The 16319-nt window shown below is 69.7% G+C and carries 19 protein-coding genes and 1 riboswitch; of the genes, 10 read left to right on the top strand and 9 right to left on the bottom strand.

Going from position 1 to position 16319, the window contains the following annotated elements; genetic code table 11:
* Window positions 1-3: 3 nt before the first annotated feature.
* Both WA670_RS00095 and WA670_RS00090 read right to left on the bottom strand, forming a co-directional pair.
* A complete protein-coding gene (locus WA670_RS00095) occupies window positions 4-720 on the bottom strand; it encodes an OmpA family protein (RefSeq protein ID WP_336157175.1) in 717 nt (238 codons plus the stop codon).
* A gap of 156 nt (window positions 721-876) precedes the next feature.
* Window positions 877-1716 carry an SGNH/GDSL hydrolase family protein gene (locus tag WA670_RS00090; RefSeq protein WP_037807977.1) on the bottom strand — a complete coding sequence of 280 codons (840 nt, stop codon included), beginning with the start codon at window positions 1714-1716 and terminating at the stop codon, window positions 877-879.
* A gap of 276 nt (window positions 1717-1992) precedes the next feature.
* On the opposite strand from WA670_RS00090, the gene WA670_RS00085 reads away from it, so the two are divergent.
* Window positions 1993-2676, top strand: coding sequence for a DUF3159 domain-containing protein (locus WA670_RS00085; protein ID WP_336156600.1), 684 nt, complete (start codon window positions 1993-1995; stop codon window positions 2674-2676).
* 90 nt (window positions 2677-2766) lie between these two features.
* Here the strand turns inward: WA670_RS00085 and WA670_RS00080 are convergent, their stop codons facing one another.
* Together WA670_RS00080 and WA670_RS00075 are read right to left on the bottom strand one after the other, a co-directional pair.
* The gene (locus WA670_RS00080; RefSeq protein ID WP_037807971.1) at window positions 2767-3729 is read right to left on the bottom strand and encodes an N-acetylglucosamine kinase; all 963 of its coding nucleotides are present in this window, start codon (window positions 3727-3729) and stop codon (window positions 2767-2769) included.
* A complete protein-coding gene (locus WA670_RS00075) occupies window positions 3726-4769 on the bottom strand; it encodes an SIS domain-containing protein (RefSeq protein WP_037807968.1) in 1044 nt (347 codons plus the stop codon). Before WA670_RS00075 ends, WA670_RS00080 begins: the two co-directional genes overlap by 4 nt.
* Window positions 4770-4924: 155 nt before the next feature.
* Here WA670_RS00075 and WA670_RS00070 point away from each other — a divergent pair, with 155 nt between their 5' ends.
* Window positions 4925-5674 carry a GntR family transcriptional regulator gene (locus tag WA670_RS00070; RefSeq protein WP_009084055.1) on the top strand — a complete coding sequence of 250 codons (750 nt, stop codon included), beginning with the start codon at window positions 4925-4927 and terminating at the stop codon, window positions 5672-5674.
* 4 nt (window positions 5675-5678) lie between these two features.
* The gene (locus WA670_RS00065; protein WP_336156599.1) at window positions 5679-7178 is read left to right on the top strand and encodes an MFS transporter; all 1500 of its coding nucleotides are present in this window, start codon (window positions 5679-5681) and stop codon (window positions 7176-7178) included.
* 24 nt (window positions 7179-7202) lie between these two features.
* Here the strand turns inward: WA670_RS00065 and WA670_RS00060 are convergent, their stop codons facing one another.
* Window positions 7203-7631 (bottom strand): MarR family winged helix-turn-helix transcriptional regulator, encoded by a 429-nt coding sequence (locus tag WA670_RS00060; protein ID WP_037809291.1) that lies wholly within the window; start codon window positions 7629-7631, stop codon window positions 7203-7205.
* Between the two features lie 87 nt (window positions 7632-7718).
* Here WA670_RS00060 and WA670_RS00055 point away from each other — a divergent pair, with 87 nt between their 5' ends.
* Entirely contained in the window at window positions 7719-8408 is a 690-nt protein-coding gene (locus WA670_RS00055) for an SDR family NAD(P)-dependent oxidoreductase (protein ID WP_134728411.1), read from the top strand.
* Window positions 8409-8567: 159 nt separating this feature from the next.
* Here WA670_RS00055 and WA670_RS00050 read toward each other — a convergent pair whose 3' ends face one another.
* Complete coding sequence (locus WA670_RS00050; protein ID WP_134728410.1) at window positions 8568-9512, bottom strand: threonine ammonia-lyase; 945 nt, start codon at window positions 9510-9512, stop codon at window positions 8568-8570.
* 154 nt (window positions 9513-9666) lie between these two features.
* Here WA670_RS00050 and WA670_RS00045 point away from each other — a divergent pair, with 154 nt between their 5' ends.
* Complete coding sequence (locus WA670_RS00045) at window positions 9667-10446, top strand: hypothetical protein (protein WP_336156598.1); 780 nt, start codon at window positions 9667-9669, stop codon at window positions 10444-10446.
* A 227-nt stretch (window positions 10447-10673) separates the two neighbouring features.
* Here the strand turns inward: WA670_RS00045 and thiE are convergent, their stop codons facing one another.
* Window positions 10674-11339 carry a thiamine phosphate synthase gene (thiE, locus tag WA670_RS00040; protein ID WP_238604031.1) on the bottom strand — a complete coding sequence of 222 codons (666 nt, stop codon included), beginning with the start codon at window positions 11337-11339 and terminating at the stop codon, window positions 10674-10676.
* A gap of 30 nt (window positions 11340-11369) precedes the next feature.
* A riboswitch (TPP riboswitch) is annotated at window positions 11370-11476 on the top strand.
* Between thiE and thiO the strand changes: the two genes are divergently transcribed.
* From thiO to WA670_RS00025, 3 genes are all read left to right on the top strand, one after another.
* Window positions 11473-12561 carry a glycine oxidase ThiO gene (thiO, locus tag WA670_RS00035; protein WP_336156597.1) on the top strand — a complete coding sequence of 363 codons (1089 nt, stop codon included), beginning with the start codon at window positions 11473-11475 and terminating at the stop codon, window positions 12559-12561. It overlaps the preceding riboswitch by 4 nt.
* Window positions 12561-12761: a sulfur carrier protein ThiS gene (thiS, locus tag WA670_RS00030; RefSeq protein WP_037361904.1), complete on the top strand. Its 201-nt coding sequence runs from the start codon at window positions 12561-12563 to the stop codon at window positions 12759-12761. The genes thiO and thiS overlap by 1 nt, the downstream gene beginning before the upstream one ends.
* Before the next feature lie 2 nt (window positions 12762-12763).
* Entirely contained in the window at window positions 12764-13516 is a 753-nt protein-coding gene (locus WA670_RS00025; RefSeq protein WP_037807946.1) for a thiazole synthase, read from the top strand.
* Window position 13517: 1 nt separating this feature from the next.
* Here WA670_RS00025 and WA670_RS00020 read toward each other — a convergent pair whose 3' ends face one another.
* Window positions 13518-14066 carry a zinc-binding dehydrogenase gene (locus WA670_RS00020; RefSeq protein WP_336156596.1) on the bottom strand — a complete coding sequence of 183 codons (549 nt, stop codon included), beginning with the start codon at window positions 14064-14066 and terminating at the stop codon, window positions 13518-13520.
* Window positions 14067-14122: 56 nt separating this feature from the next.
* Window positions 14123-15067 (bottom strand): NAD(P)-dependent alcohol dehydrogenase, encoded by a 945-nt coding sequence (locus WA670_RS00015; RefSeq protein WP_336156595.1) that lies wholly within the window; start codon window positions 15065-15067, stop codon window positions 14123-14125.
* Between the two features lie 57 nt (window positions 15068-15124).
* On the opposite strand from WA670_RS00015, the gene WA670_RS00010 reads away from it, so the two are divergent.
* Window positions 15125-15748, top strand: a complete 624-nt coding sequence (locus tag WA670_RS00010) for a TetR/AcrR family transcriptional regulator (RefSeq protein WP_037807937.1) — start codon at window positions 15125-15127, stop codon at window positions 15746-15748.
* Window positions 15749-15892: 144 nt separating this feature from the next.
* On the top strand, window positions 15893-16319 hold a 427-nt coding region (locus WA670_RS00005), incomplete at its 3' end, for a MarR family winged helix-turn-helix transcriptional regulator (protein WP_336156594.1).

Here is a 16319-nt window from a genome sequence, read left to right as displayed (position 1 = left end):
CCATCACCTCTGTTCCACTGTGATCTCGACCCGCCGGTCGCTGTCGCCCCCGTTGCCCGAACTGTCCGAGCCGTCCGAGCCGCTCGCGCTGGCCACCGCGAGCAAGCGGTCGGGCGGCACGTCCTCGCGGATCAGCAACCGGATCACGGTCAGCGCCCGGTTGCGGGAGAGCTTCAGCGCCGCGCTGCGCCCGCCCGGACCGTCGGCGACCCGGCCGACGAGGCGGTAGCGGAAGTTGTCCGGTGCGTCGCGCAACAGCGGCGCGAGATCGCGCGCGGCCTGCTCGCCTTCGTCGGTGAGCTTCGCGGTGTCCGGTTCGAAGGTGATCGGCGCGGCCGCGAGCTTGCGGTCCACTTCGGCCTGGATCCCGTCGCGGTCGGTCGGCGGCGCGGGCGGCGGGGCGGAAGAACTCGGCGGCGGGCTGGACGGCGGCGTCGTCGACGGTTCGGGCGACGGCGCGGACTGCACCGGCCCGGCCCCGCCGGAGGCTTGCGCGGATTCGACCCCGTCGACCCCCTGCACGATGCCCAGCGCGCGGCCGGCTTCTTCGGCCGGGAACCCTTCGAGGGTCGCCTGCCGTCCGGAGAACTTCACCTCGCCGCCGCGCAGGCCCGCCGCGTCGAGCGCGGAGCGTGATCGGGAGGCGAGGTCGTCCTGGATTCCGCTGCCCTGCAGCCAAGTCACGAGGCCCGCGAGCAGGGCCGTGACCACCACTGCCACGGGGATCAAGCGAAGCCACCCTCGTGCACCGGACATAACAGGACCCTATGTCGGGCCGGTCGGCTTGGCGACCTGGTAAAGGCCGCCGTTCGGGTGGCTCTCGCGACAGTGCCCGCACCGGTGGTGACCGGCGCGGGCACTGTCGGGGGACGGCGTTCAGGAGGCGGTCGCGTTGCCCCGCACGTCGCCCCGCATGTCGAGGTCGATGCTCGCCGGGTTGTCCGGCACGAGCGGGACGAGCGGAGCCAGTTCCGGGCGCTTCGGCGACAGCCCGTCGCCCATGGACTCGCCGCGCAGCTGACGGCGGATCCACGGCAGCAGGTGCACCTTGGTCCACGCGAGATCGGACCGGCGCGACGTGATCCAGGTGGCCGGTTCGGTGCTCGCCGGGTACGGCTCGCGCCAGTCCTCGGTGACCGGGACGCCGAGCACCTCGGCGGTGAGCAGCGCGATCCGGCGGTGCGCGTCCGGCGTGAAGTGCAGCCGGTCGTCGCTCCAGGCGCGCCGGTCGTGCAGCGGCTCCATCGTCCAGAGGTCGACCATCTTCGCGCCGTGCCGGGCCGCGATCGCCCACAGATGCGTGTTGTAGATCGCGACCTTGCCGCGCAGCACGCTCATCACCGACAGCGTCTTGGTGTCCGGCCCGTTGAAGATCACCACCGGGATCCCTGCCGCGCGCAGCTTCGCCACCCCCGCTTCGAAGCGCTCCGCGATGGCGTCGACGTCCGCCCCCGGCACGATGACGTCGTTGCCGCCCGCGCACAGCGTGACCAGATCGGGTTTCAGCTCGAGGGCGATCGGGAGCTGCTCGTCCATGATCTCGTCGAGCATCTTGCCGCGCAGCGACAGGTTCGCGTACTGGAAGCCGGGCTCGTCGCCGGCCAGCATCTCCGCGAGCCGGTCGGCCCAGCCCCGGAACGTCCCGTCGCCCCGATGGTCGTTGAGGCCCTCGGTGAAGCTGTCCCCGATGGCTACGTAGCTGTTGATCCCGTACACGCTGGGTTCCCCTTTCCCGCTGGTGCGCGCCTGTTCCCCGTGAAGTCCCGGATCTAGTTGTACACCCCAACTAACAGTCGGATATCCCCATATCCTTCCCGCCGGACACGACCGGTTCAGCCGGACGTCACAGTCTCTTACCTTGTCGGGGGTTCGCGCCTCCCTATTACGGCAATTTCACCGGGACGAACCTCACGTTCCGCCCCGTACCGGGCGCCATGTGGGGTAGGTCTCCCGACCTGGGGCTCCGCCGGGAGTTGCGGCAGGCTGGAAGGTGTGACAGACGAGACTGCGAAAGGGCCGGCGCGGGAGTCGCTCACGCAGATCCTCGGCGGGCGGCGCGGCGCGATCGACGCCAGCATCCCGCCCGCCGCGTTCGTCGTCGGCTGGCTCGTTTCCGGCCAGTCGATCGCCTGGGGAGCGGGCGTCGCGATCGGCGTCGCCGTGCTGCTCGGCGCGTACCGGCTGATTCGCGGCGACAAGGCGCGCGCGGTGGTGGTGAGCCTCGCCGCGGTGGTGATCGCCGCGCTGATCGCGATGCACACCGGCCGCGCCGAGGACTTCTTCCTGCTGCAGCTGTTCTCGAACGCGGCGAGCGCGCTGCTGTTCGCGGCGAGCATCGCGGTCCGCTGGCCGCTGCTCGGCGTGATCGTGGGACTGCTCCTCGGGCAGAAGACGCGCTGGCGGCGCGACCCGGCCCTGCTGCGCGCGTACTCGTGGGCGAGCGGCGTGTGGGTGCTGCAGTACTTGCTGCGAGTGGTCGTTTACGGGCTGTTGTGGTGGACCGGGCAGGTGGTGGCGCTCGGAGTGGCGCGCACCGTGCTCTCCTGGCCGCTGGTGGCCGCGACCGTCGCGGTGAGCGGCTGGGTCCTTTACCGGAGCCTTCCAGCAGAACACCCGGGCCTTCGCCTGGCGAAAGACCCGGGTGCGGGCGAGTCCGAAAACGGACCCGGAAGTTAAGGCGGCCCCCGGCGAGGGGGGAGGGTCCGGGGGCCGGTTCCTACGGTACCCGGACCGGAGGGGTTGAGTCGACGGTTTCGACTCTTCCGCTCAAGTTTTGGTGGCATTCACCCGTCGGGATGGTCGCGGGGTGTCCTCGCCCCACGCGTGCACCGCCGCGAGCCAGGCCGCGCCGAGCACCCCATCGGAGCTGGTCAGAACGTTAAGACCGGCGAATTCGGCCCGCACGCGAGCCCCGACCGGGCCGTTTTCGGCCAGCACGCTGCCCACGAGCACGATCGGAGTTTTTTCTCCCGGCTCGCGCGTGGCGCGAGCGACGCGCACGAGATGCCGGGCGCCCCGCGCGACGATCTCCTCCGCGGCGGCCTCCCCGGCGGCAGCGGCGGCACTCACCAGCGGCGCGTACCGGGCGAGCCGGACCGGGGGTTCCGCGTTGGCATGGGTCACCAGTGCCCACATGACCTTGAAGCGATCGGACAGGTCCACTGCGGACGGTCCGAACGCTTCGGCGAGGACCGCCTCGGGCAATCCGCCGAGCGGGCCGTCGCCCTCGAGCGCGGCGAGCGTGGCGCGCACGGCTTCGCGGCCGAGCCAGAAGCCTGAGCCCTCGTCGCCGAGCAGCCAGCCGTGCCCGCCCGCGGTGGCGACCATCCGGCGGCCGCGGATGCGCCCGGCGATCGAGCCGGTGCCCGCGACGAGCACGGTGCCGTCCGGCTCGGCCGTCGCGGACGCGTAGGCCACCTCGGCGTCACCGGTCACCCGGACCCGGCCGGCGAGACCGATCCGCTCCCACGCCGCGGTGAACTCCGCGGCGACCGCCGGGTCGGACAGCTTGCTCTCGCCCGCCATGCCGACCACGACGCCGAGCACGTCGGTCCGTCCGTCCACTGCGGACTCGATGGCCCCGGCGATCCGGGCCGCCGCCTCCGCGGGCGGATGCGAGTTCGGGTTCGCGCCCGCCGCGGCTCCGGTGCCGTGCACGACGCCGGCGGCGTCGACCGCGATCGCTCGCGTCGACGTGCCGCCGGCGTCCACGCCTACTACGAGGCTCACCGGGTCTTGGTCACCTTCAGCAGACCGCGCGGGTTGTCCGGGTTGCCGCCGCGCGCGAGCGACAGCCCGAGCGCGATCCGCTGGATCGGCAGGATTTCCAGCACTGGAGCCAATTCCTCGACGGTCGGGGCGACCGGGATGCGCACCGCGGCGGGCACGTCGTTCGCCGCCGAGCCGACCGCGAGCACGTCCGCGCCGCGCTCGCCGACCGCTTCGAGGACCTCGCGCATGGCCTCGCCGCCGCGGCCGAGGCTGGTGGCGGCGAGCACGGCGGTCTCGCCGTCGACCGCCGCGACCGGACCGTGCAGCAGGTCCGCGCCGCTGTACGCGCGGGCCGCGAGGTAGCTCGTCTCGGCGAGCTTCAGCGAGGCTTCGAGCGCACTGGCGTAGGAGTAGCCGCGGCCGGTGGTGAGCACCCGGTCGACAAAGCGATAGCGGTCCACCGCGCGCTGCACGCCTTCGGCGGCGCCGTCGAGCGTCTGCTGGGCCAGTTCGCCGATCTTCTCCGCGTCCTCGCCCTTGCCGCCGCGGATCGCGTCGATGAAGAGGTACAGCGCCATCAGCGTCGCCGAGTACGTCTTGGTCGCCGCGACCGCCTTCTCGACCCCGGCGCCGATGTCCACGCCCAGTTCCGAAGCCGCGCGCAGCGGCGAGTCCGGGGTGTTGGTGACCGACACGGTCAGCGCGCCCTGACGGCGGGCGGCCTCGGTTACCTCGATCAGGTCGGGCGACCCGCCGCTCTGGCTGACGGTGATGAAGAGCACGTCGCGCAGGTCCGGACGGGCGCCGTAGAGCGTCGCGGTGGACGGGGACACGAGCCCGGCCGGGAGGCCGAGGAGTACCTCGATCAGGTATTTCGCGTACAGCGCGCCGTGGTCGCTCGAACCGCGAGCGGCGAGCAGGGCGAACCGCGGCGGGTTCTGTGAAATCTTTTCCGCGACTGCTGCGATGCCGGACCGCCGCTCGACCAGCCCGGCCAGAATGCTGGGCTGCTCCGAGATTTCCGCGGCCATGTGCTCGCCGGGACGTAGTTGGGTCATCACTTTCCTCTCCGCCGGGACGGGTGTCCCGGTGTGCTGAGCGGCGTCCGGTCAGGTCTAGACCAATGCTAGCCGGGCGGAGCGGGTCGGGAGAAGGGTACGTTTCCTCACGGGGCAGTGGCGCGTTTAATGTGGGAAGACTGAGGGAGCCGGGCATGCTGGAGACACCCCCCGCGAGCGAGGCGGGGACTGCTGCGCGAGGGCAGCGCGAACCCAAGTACTGGGCGCTGAAGCAGCATCTGCTGGACCTGCTCGACGCACTGCCGCCGGGATCGCCGATCCCGACCGAGCGGGCGCTGGCGGGAGAATTCACCGTTTCGCGCACCACCGTGCGCCAGGCGCTGGCGGATCTCACCGCCGAGGGCAGACTGCACCGCGTCCAGGGCAAGGGCACCTTCGCCGCCGAGCCGAAGCTCGCGCAGCGGCTGCAGCTGTCCTCTTATACCGAGGACATGCGCAAGCAGGGCCTGAAGCCGTCGTCCCAGTTACTGGAACTCGAAGAGCTTCCGGTCGAGGGCGAGATGACGAAGCTGCTGCAGTTGCGCAACGGCGCGAAGATCCTGCGGCTGCGCCGGCTCCGGCTCGCCGACGGCCAGCCGATGGCGCTCGAGACCACGCACCTGCCGCTCGGCCGGTTCCGCGGGCTGCGCAAGCACATCACCGCGGGCGGTTCGCTGTACGCGGTGCTGCGCGAGCATTACGGCGTCGAGCTGGAGCGCGCGGAGGAGACGATCGAGACGTCGCTGGCCGGGCCGCAGGAAGCGGAGATCCTCGGCGCGGACGTCGGCATGCCGGTGATGATGCTGACCCGGCATTCGTTCGCCACCGACGGCAAGCCGGTCGAGTTCGCCCGCGCGGTCTATCGCGGCGACCGGTACAAGTTCGTCACCACGCTGCTGCCCTGATCGCGTGAGTGTCGCGGGGGACACCGGCATCCGCTGGGGCACGCCCGCGGCTCGCGGCGTGCTCTGGACGACCATCCTCGGGTCGGGGATGGCGATGCTCGACGGCACGATCGTGAACGTCGCGCTGCCCCGGATCGGCGAGGAGCTGGGCGCGTCCGTCGCCGGTCTGCAGTGGATTCTCGACGGCTACCTGCTGGCGCTGGCCGCGCTGATCCTGGTCGCCGGGTCGCTCGGCGACCGCTACGGCAGGCGGCGGGTGTACCTGATCGGGGTCGTGTGGTTCGGGCTCGCGTCCGGGCTGTGCGCGGCGGCGACGTCGACCGAGCTGCTCGTGCTGTTCCGGGTGCTGCAGGGAATCGGCGGGGCGTTGCTGACGCCGGGTTCGCTGGCGATCCTGCAGTCGTCGTTCTCGCACGAAGACCGCGCGCGGGCGATCGGCTCGTGGTCCGGGCTCGGCGGAATCGCCGCGGCGGTCGGCCCGCTGCTCGGCGGACTGCTGGTGCAGGCGTGGTCGTGGCGACTGGCGTTCCTGATCAACCTGCCGCTCGCGGTGATTGTCGTGCTGATGGCGCGGCGGTTCGTGCCCGAGTCGCGCGATACCGCGGCGACCGGACATCCGGATTATGTCGCCGCTGCGATCGGCGCGCTCGGGCTGGCCGGGGTGACCGGTGCGCTGGTCGAGGCGCCGGTACGCGGGATCGGCGATCCGGTCGTGCTGGTCGCGCTGGTGGTCGGTGTCGCCGGGCTCGGGATGTTTCTGTGGCTCCAGCACCGGGCTGCCGAACCGCTGGTGCCGCCTTCGTTGTTCCGCGACCGGACGTTCACGCTGTCGAACGCACTGACGTTCGTGGTTTACGCGGCGCTCGGCGGCGTGATGATGCTGCTGGTTCTGCAGCTTCAGGTGTCGCTGGGGTATTCGCCGACGCTGGCCGGGCTGGCCGGATTGCCGATCACGGTGATCATGCTGTTGCTCTCCGGCCGCTCAGGGGCGCTCGCGCAGCGGATCGGACCGCGGCTGCAGCTGGTGGTCGGGCCGATCGTCGTCGGCGTCGGGATGTTGCTGCTGACGCGGGTCGGACCGGGGTCGTCGTACCTCGGGTCGGTGCTGCCCGCGGTGGTGGTGTTCGGGCTGGGACTGGCCACTGTGGTCGCCCCGGTGACCGCGACTGTGCTGGCCGCCGCCCCGGACCGGTACGCCGGGGTCGCGTCCGGGGTCAACAACGCGATCGCCCGATCGGGTGGACTTCTGGCGGTGGCAGTCCTGCCCGCCGCGGCGGGTCTGACCGGTTCGGCTTACCGCGATCCGACCGCGCTGACCGCCGGATGGCAGACGGCGTTGGTGATCTGTGCGGTGCTGGCGATCGTCGGCGGGCTGATCGCGTTAGGAATTCACAACGGGGTGCTCGGCGCTGCCGAACCGGACGATTCGCCGCATCCCGGGGATTGTCTGCATTGCGGGGTGGAAGGGCCGCCCACGCACGTCCATCCGGGCGGGCATCGCTGATTCTTTGTGGGAATGCTGGCTGGCCTACGTGGTGCTGCGGGATCGGGCGACTAGCCGGGTCTCGATGCTCTGCAAGGCAGTGATCAAGGCGCTGGCCTCGGCCGGTTTCGTTCCCTCCAGCAGAGCGGACCATGTGTCGCGCAGCCGTTGCAGGTTCTCCGCTGCCTTGTCGGTGGGGTAGAGCCGTACTCGGCGGGCGTCGTCGGGATCGGCTTCGCGGCGCAGCAGCCCCTTGTTCTCCAGGCCCCGCACGGCTCGGCTGACGTTGCTGGAGATCATCTGGGTCGCCTCGGCCGCGGCGTTGACCGTCGTTCCGGGGTGCCGGTCGACGAACCGCATCACCGCTCCTTCCAGCGGCGTCCCCGACTCGGCATTGGCTTCCTTGGCGGCGTTGATGTGCCGGGCCACCGCGAGGATCAGGTCGGCCAACTCGAAGAGCTGTTCGTCTTTCACCCGGCCAGCGTAGCCCAATACCTATCGTTTGACAGGTATCTCCCCGGCGAAGTAGGTTAACTATCAATTGATAGCTAAGGGGAAGTCATGACCACAGGCAAGAGCGCGTTGATCATCGGGGCGTCGCGGGGGCTCGGCTACGCGCTGGCCGCCGAGTTCCTCCGTCGCGGCTGGCAGGTCACCGCGACCGAACGCACGCCGTCCGCACTGCACGAGCTGGCCAAATCGGCCGAGGGCAGGTTGACGGTGGAGACCGTCGACATCACGGCGCCCGAGCAGGTCGCCGCGCTGCGTGCCCGGTCGGGCCGGTTCGACCTGCTGTTCGTCAACGCCGGGACCAACTACACGACCGACCCCTCGGCGACCTTCGCCGACGTGTCCACCGAGGACTTCACCCAGGTCATGGTGACCAACGCGCTGAGCCCGATGCGCGTTGTCGAAACCCTGCAGGACCTGGTTCCCTCGACGGGCACCATCGGCGTGATGTCGTCGGGCCAGGGCAGCGTCTCCGGCAACACGAACGGCGGCTTCGAGGTCTACCGGGCGAGCAAATCCGCGCTGAACCAGCTCATGCGCAGCTTCGCCGCACGGCACGCCGACGACCCGCGCACCCTGCTGCTGATGGCGCCGGGCTGGGTGAAGACGGACCTGGGCGGCCCGAGCGCGCGGCTGACCGTCGACGAGAGCATCCCCGGAGTCGCCGACACGATCGAAGCTTGGGCGGGCAAGGGCGGGCTGCACTACCTGGACCGGCAGGCGCAGACCGTCAACTGGTGACCGGCCTTGAACATCCCCAATGCCACTTTGGGTGCGCTAAACGCACCGAACGCCACTTTGGGTGCGCTAGACGCACCGAGCGCCGCATTGGGTGCGCTAGACGCACCGAATGCCGCATTGGGTGCGCTAGATGCACCGAGCGCCGCATTGGGTGCTCGGCTAGGCGAGCAGTTCGGCCAGCATCGCCGGATCGATGTTGCCGCCGGAAACGACCGCGACGGTGCGTCCGCCGGGGAGTTCGTCGGCGTGGTGCAGGTAGGCGGCCGGAGCGGTCGCGCCGCTGGGTTCCGTCACCAGGCGGCCCTGCTGGGCGAGCGCGCGGACGGTGTCGCGGATTTCGTCCTCGGTCACCGTGATCACGCCGTCCAGGACGTGCCGCAGGTGCGCGAACGTGAGCTCGGACGGTTGCGCGCGCAGGCCGTCCGCAATGGTTCGGGCGCGGTCCGTGATGGGCCACTCCACGATCTCGCCCGCGGCGAGGCTGGCGGCGGTGTCGGCGGCCAGTTCCGGTTCGACGCCGTAGACCTTCGCGTTCGGGCACTTCGCCTTGATCGCCACGCCGACCCCGGAGGCGAAGCCGCCGCCGCTGATCGGGACCAGCACAGTCTCGACGTCCGGGAGGTCCTGTGCGATCTCCAGCCCGACGGTGCCCTGCCCGGCGATGATGTCCGGGTGGTCGAACGGCGGGATCAGCGTGAGGCCGCGTTCCTCGGCGAGGGCGAGCGCCGCCGATTCCCGTTCCGCGATCGGCACTTCGCGAACTTCCGCGCCCCAGCGGCGGGTCGCTTCGACCTTCAGCCGCGGCGTGACGTCCGGCACCACGATCACCGCGGTGATCCCGAATTCGCGCGCGGCGTAGGCGACCGCTTGCGCGTGGTTGCCGCTCGAATACGCGACCACGCCGCGTTCCCGTTCGGCGTCGGTGAGCGCGGCGATCGCGTTGTACGCGCCGCGGATCTTGAACGCGCCGATCGGTTGCAGGCTCTCGGGTTTTACCCAGAATTCGCCGGGAACCCAGAGCTGGCGCAGCAGCGGGGTGTGCACCGCGGTGCCCTTCAGCCGTCCGGCCGCGGTTTCGATGTCGGAGATCGTCACGAGGTGCATGAGGCGAGTATGTCAGGAAAGTGTGAGCTTTAGTCTATCCATTGTGGACAGTCAACGTGGCGTCCCTCACGCCGGGGCAACGAAGGGAGCACCTCGGACGACTTAACCGTTGAAGAAGCAGGGAACAGGGCTGGGAAACGATCAGATCGGAATCATGAGCGAGGAGCAGAAGGAAACCGCGGAGGACAAGAAGAAACTCCGCATGACCTCGGTGCTCGCCGCGGCGCTCGCGGCGGTCACCGCCGCGTTGCTGGGTTCGACGCTGGGGGTCGCGGGAACAGTCATCGGCGCCGGGGTGGCCAGTGTGGTCAGCACCGTCGGCGGCGAGTTGTACCTGCGGTCTTTGCAGCGCACTCGCGATGCCGCGCGGAAGGCGATGGAGACGGCGGCGCGGCGCAGTCGCGGTGCGCTGGTGCCGGTGGAGGCGGTGCGGGAGTCCGGTTCCGGCGACGCGGCGACGGTGCATGTCGACGCTGACGTGGCGAACATGCCGACGGTTCGGTTGCGTCCTACTCAGCCGGATGCGGCTGAAGGTCTGGGCGAGAAGCTGCGGAAGATGCGGTGGCCGTTGATCATCGCGTCCAGTGTGGTCGCGTTTGTCGTGGCGTTGGTTGTGCTGGTGGGGATTGACTGGACGACTAAGGGGAATGTGTCGACTGGGTTGATTCCTCGGCAGCCGGAGACCAGTCAGCAGCGGGATGATCATCCGGACAACACGCCCAGTACTCAGCCGCAGGCGCCGCCGACTGGGGAGTCTCGGTCTAACGGTCCGACGTCTGCGCCTACTACTACGGCTAGTGCGCCGCCGTCTTCGCAGGCTACGCGGGAGAGTCAGGCGCCGACTTCTTCGTCTAAGCCGTCTAGTAGTTCGCAGGCGCCTAGTGGTAGTCAGACGGCTACTGCGCCTGCGGTTCCGTCTAATGGTGGGGAGTAGCTCGTCGCCTGGCGGCGACATTGCGCACGGTGGTTGCGTGGGGCACCCCGAAGCTTGATTGTGCTGACGGTTCGGGGGTGCTTGTCAAGGCGGGAAAGATGCCTTGACAAGCACCCCCGAACCGCAGGGGAGCTTCGTATCGGGGTGCGGGGGAGGTGTGGGTGCCTCGCTCGTTGGGGGCACCGGTGCGGTTGGGTGGCTCGCCTTGGGTGGGTCGGCGGGCGTGGTTATCCCAGGTGGGCTCGTAGGGTTTGTGCGGCTGCTTTGGGGTCTTCCGCCTCGGTGATTGCTCGGACGACGACGATGCGGGTCGCGCCTGCGGCCAGTACTTCGGGTAGGCGGGGTTCGTCGATGCCGCCGATGGCGAACCACGGGCGTTCGGTGTTGCTCGCTGCGGTTGAGCGGACCAGGTCCAGGCCGGGGGCGAAGCGGCCGGGCTTCGTCGGGGTGGGCCAGCAGGGGCCGGTGCAGAAGTAGTTCACTCCTGCCTCGGTGGCGGCTGCTGTGGCTTGCTCCTCCGAATGGGTGGATCGGCCGATGACTACGTCGTCGCCCAGGACTCGTCGGGCCAGGGAGACTGGGATGTCGTCTTGGCCCAGGTGCAGGACGTCGGCGCCGACGGCCAGCGCTACGTCCGCACGGTCGTTTACCGAGAGCAGCGCTCCGTGTCGGGCGCAGGCCTCTGCCAGGACTTCCAGTGCTGCGATCTCCTGCTTGGCCTCGAGCGGGGCGCCGCCGGTCTTGTCCCGCAGTTGGATGATGTCCACGCCGCCCGCCAAGGCTGCGTCGGCGAACTCGGCGAGGTCGCCTCGGGACGTGCGGGCGTCGGTGCACAGGTACAGCCGGGCGTCGGCTAGCCGGGTGCGAATTTGGTCTCCGGTCAAGGCAGGCATGGCGGTGACGTTACCCGCGCGCTACGGTGTGGGAGTCCGCACGGGAGCCCGAGGCAACGGGCTGAGAGGGAGCTGCCGCTCCGACCGTGGAACCTGATCCGGGTCATGCCGGCGCAGGGAGCGTGATTCCACTGTGAACACCAGCACCACAACCGTCACTGTCGTCGGCGGCGGCGTCATCGGGCTGTCCGTCGCCTGGCGTGCGGCCGCTCGCGGATGGCGCGTCACGGTCGTCGACCCGGAGCCCGCGCGCGGCGGGGCGTCCTGGCTGGCCGGCGGGATGCTCGCACCGGTCACCGAGGCGTGGCCGGGCGAGGAAGCCGTGCTCAGCCTGGGGGAAGCGTCGCTGCGGCGCTGGCCAGGCTTCGCACGCGACCTCGCCGACGAGGGCACCGATCCCGGGCTGGCCGAGCACGGCACGATCGTCGTCGGGTTCGACAGCGCCGATGCCGGGCACCTCGACATCCTCGCCGGGTACCTGCGTTCGCTCGGTCGCGACGTCGAGACGCTCACCGGCCGCGAGGCGAAGCGGCTCGCGCCGGGCGTCGGTGCGGTGCGCAGCGGCCTGCACGTCCCGGGTGATTTAGCCGTGGACAACCGGAAACTGCTCACAGCGCTGAGCGAAGCGGCTACGAAGCGTGGGGTCGAGTTCCGGCGCGAGCGGCTCGAGAGCCTTTCCGACGTGTCCGGCCCGGTGATCCTCGCTGCGGGGGCGTGGACCGGGCAGCTGCATCCGTTGCTGGAGCACGCCGTACGCCCGCTGAAGGGCGAGATTTTGCGACTGCGTCCGCGTCGTGGCTGTCTGCCGCCTCCGCCGTACACGGTGCGCGCGATGGTCGAAGGGCGGCCGATCTATCTGGTACCGCGAGAAGACGGCGAACTGGTCCTTGGCGCGACGCAGTACGAAGCCGGTTTCGATCAGGCTGTCACCGCGCGCGGCGTACGCGAGTTACTGGAAGGCGCGGAACGTATTCTGCCCGGCATCACGGAGTACGAGCTGGTGGAAGTCGCTGCCGGACTGCGTGCTGCGAGCCGTGACGCTCTGCCGTACATCGGCGAAGTGAGCGAAGGCGTGTACGCGGCGACAGGACATCACCGCAACGGTTTGCTGATGGCGCCCGCGACTGCGGACGCCGTGGTCGCGTGGCTGGCCGGCGAAGCCCCGCCGCCGGAGGTCGCCGCGGCGACGCCCGCCCGTCTGGTCGAGAAGGAGCGAGTCTGATGGAGATCAAGGTCAACGGCGAATGGCGGGAATTCCCCGACGACAGCACCGTTTCCGCGGTCCTCGACGCGCTGGGAGCGGAACGCAGGGGTGTGGCCGTCGCGGTCAACGGCGAGGTCGTGCGGCGTGGCGAATGGGAAGAAGCGGTCGTGCCGAAGGGCGCGCAGCTCGAAGTGCTGACCGCGGTTCAAGGAGGTTGAGCATGGACGACCTGATCATCGGCGAACACAAGCTGTCGTCGCGACTGATCATTGGCACCGGTGGCGCGGCGAATCTCGAAGTGCTGGAACGAGCGCTCGTCGCGTCGGGCACCCAGCTCACCACCGTGGCGATGCGCCGAGCCGACGCCGAAGGCGGCTCGGGCGTACTGGAGCTGTTGCGGCGCTTGGACATCGAGCTGCTGCCGAACACCGCAGGCTGCCGCACGGCGGCGGAAGCCGTGCTCACCGCCCAGCTGGCCCGCGAAGCGCTGGAAACGAACCTGATCAAACTCGAGGTGCACGCCGACGACCGCACCCTGCTGCCCGATCCGCTGGAAACCCTGGAAGCAGCCGAACGCCTGGTGGCGGACGGTTTCACGGTGTTCGCGTACACCAACGACGATCCGGTGCTCGCCCTGCGCCTGGAGGAGGCGGGCTGCGCCGCGGTGATGCCGCTCGGTGCTCCGATCGGTACTGGGCTGGGAATCCGGAACCCGCACAACATCGAACTGATCGTCTCGCGCGCGTCGGTGCCGATCGTGCTGGACGCGGGGATCGGCACCGCGTCGGATGCCACGCTGGCCATGGAACTCGGCTGCTCGGCGGTACTGCTGTCGACCGCAGTGACCCGGGCGGCGGACCCGGAACGAATGGCCTTGGCGATGCGGAGCGCGGTGGAGGCGGGGTACCTGGCGCGCGGCGCGGGAAGGGTGCCGCAGCGGTTTTGGGCGCAGGCGTCCAGTCCGCCTCGCTGAGCTACACCTCGACGACGATTCTGCCGCGCACACCGCCGCTTTCGAGCGTGCGGTGTGCGTCGGCGATATCCGCCAACGGAAACACCCGGTCCACCAACGGTCGCACCAACCTGGCGGTGACCCACCGGCTCAGGTCGGCGAGCAGATCTGCCTTCGGGTTCACGCGTGGGAGGAACGGTTCGTGAGTGGCGTGAAGCGAGAACTCCTGTGGTCGAGTGATCGGCACTTCAGGGTCTGGTCCTATGGTGCCGGGCACTCGGTGCTGGAATTGAGGACAACGGAATGGTGCGAGCGCGCGGATCCTGATCTGGACATTATTAAGATCCTGTTTTTCGGCGTTTCGGAAATGGGATTGAGCATCGGGCACGGTGGCCCGGTGGCTCTGTGGTCTGTTGACCAGTATGGTTCGTATCAACCTCGGTCGAGGCATCCGCGCTTGCTTGTCGAGATTGACGGTGGTGAGCGGAAGGGCTTCGCTGATGCCGCCAGCCTGCACATTCATCGGGAAAATCAGAGCGGCGACCAGCTCGAGTGTCTCTTCAAAGCTCACGCGGGAAAGGCTTAACAGCTGGTCGGTCAGGGTGCGTCAGCGCCGGTGCGCGCACTTCACGGAACTGAGATCACCACTTTGCCGCGCACCCCGCCTTCCTCGAGTGCTCGATGCGCCCCCGCGATGTCCGCCAACGGAAACACCCGGTCCACCAACGGTCGCACCAACCCGGCGGTGACCCAGCGGCTCAGGTCAGCCAGCAGGTCTGCCTTCGGGTTGCCGCTGAACCCCCGCACCCACCGCCGACGTCGTAGCGAATTGGCCGCGACATAGCCAACCGCACGGGCCGGACGGTTGAGGTCGAACGCGATCGCGACCATCCGTCCGCGCGGGGTCAGCAGCTGCCGGAACGTGTCTAGGTCTCGGCCCACGGTGTCGAGGATGACGTCGAACTTCCCCAGGTCGCCCGGATCGCGGTAGTCGAGTGCGGCGTCCGCGCCGAGGTCCCTTGCCAGTTCAAGATTTTTGGCGCTGGCAAGACCGGTCACGTGCGCGCCCATTGCTTTGCCGAGTTGTGTGGCCACAAAGCCGACCCCGCCGGTCGCGCCGCGGACCAGCAGGCGTTCGCCCGGTTTCAGATGGGCCTTGTCCCGCAGTGCGGTGATCGCGGTGATGCCCGCCAGCAGCGACGCGGCCTGCGCGGGATCCAGCCCGGCAGGCACGTGGTCCAGCCGATCCGCGGCCAGCACGCGGTACTCGGCGGCGGTGCCCATCCGCCGCCCGCCGCCCCAGACTAGGTCGCCGGGCGTGAACCGGCTGGTTCCGGGATCGACGACCTCACCCACCAGGTCTACGCCGATTCGCTTGGGGAAACGCTTGCCGCTGAACGGAAGCAGCTTCCCGGACCGCATGGCCAGTTCGCCGCCGTTGACTGTCAGGGCGCGCACTCGGACGAGGACTTCGCCGGGGCCGGGCGTCGGCGTCGGAAGGGTGGTCTCGCGCAGGACTTCCGGTGGTCCGTAGCGGTCGTAGGTGATGGCGCGCATCGAAGTGGAAGGCATGTTCCACTTCTAGCACGGAAAGTGGAAAGGGGCTTCCGATTCACGTAAAGTGAGAGAGTGCCGGAAAAATCGACTCGGTTGCGCACCGACGCCGCCCACAATCGCGCGCACCTCCTCGAGGTCGCCGAGCGCACGTTCGAGACCGAGGGGCTCGACGTGTCGATGAGCGAGCTGGCGCGCCGCGCGGGTCTGGGCGTCGCCACGGTGTACCGCCATTTCCCGACGAAGGCCGATCTGGTCGCGGAAGCCTTCGCGGAGCCGATGGCCGAGTGCGCGGGCATGCTCGACGAAGCGCTCGCCGACCCCGATCCGTGGCGTGGGTTCTGCCGGGTGATCGAGGAGGTGTGCTCGATGCAGGCGCGCAACCACGGTTTCTCCGCCGCGATCGTGACCGCGCTGCCGGATCAAGCCGCCTTCGCCGAGTTGCGGGACCGGGCGTTGCGGGCATTCGCCGAGTTGATCCGCCGGGCGCAGGACGCCGGTGCGCTGCGGGCTGACTTCGCGGTTTCCGACCTGTCGTTGATCTTGCTGGCGAACGGCGGGCTGCGATCGGGCGCGGGAGCCGCGGCACCGGCGGCGTCGCGGCGGCTCGCCGGCTACCTGCTGCAGTCGTTCCGGGCGGAGGCCGCCGCGCCGCTGCCGCCGCCCGCCGAGCTGCCGCTCGACGTGTCGGTGCTCTGAATGGGGCGGCCAAGCTGCACAAATAGTCGGGTTGTGGTGATTTCGCCCGCGCTTGACACGGATTGAGCACGGGTACGCCGTATGGTTGACGGCACCCTTTCCGGCGCACCCAGCGGCGGGCACCAGCGTCAGAAGGAGCCGATCGTGACTCTTTCCTCGGTCCAGGACGTAACGGGCCGGTTGTATCTAGCGGTGGGGCGGCTTTCCCGCTCGCTGCGCCAGGCGGGCGCGCCCGGGCCCGGACACGGGTCGATTTCCGCGCTGGCCACGCTCGTACACTTCGGCGAACTGCGCCTCGGCGACCTCGCCGCGAAGGAAGGCGTCGCGGCGGCCACGATGTCGCGGATCGTGGCCACCCTGGTGGAGGCCGGTTACGTCACGCGCGAATCCGACCCGGTCGACCGGCGCGCCTGGCTCGCCCGCGCCACCGAGGAAGGCGAACGCCTCGTCTCCGGCGTGCGGTCCACCCGCGTGCAGGAACTCAACCGCCGCCTCGACCGGCTCACGCCCGAGGCTCGCGAGTCGATCATCGCCGCGCTGCCCGCGCTGGAAGCCCTGATCTCCGACGAGG

The sequence above is a fragment of the Amycolatopsis sp. VC5-11 genome (assembly GCF_037034185.1).
Classification (GTDB): Bacteria; Actinomycetota; Actinomycetes; order Mycobacteriales; family Pseudonocardiaceae; genus Amycolatopsis; species Amycolatopsis nivea.
Note: the sequence above shows the minus strand (reverse complement) of the source record. Positions and strands in the feature narration are given on the sequence as shown.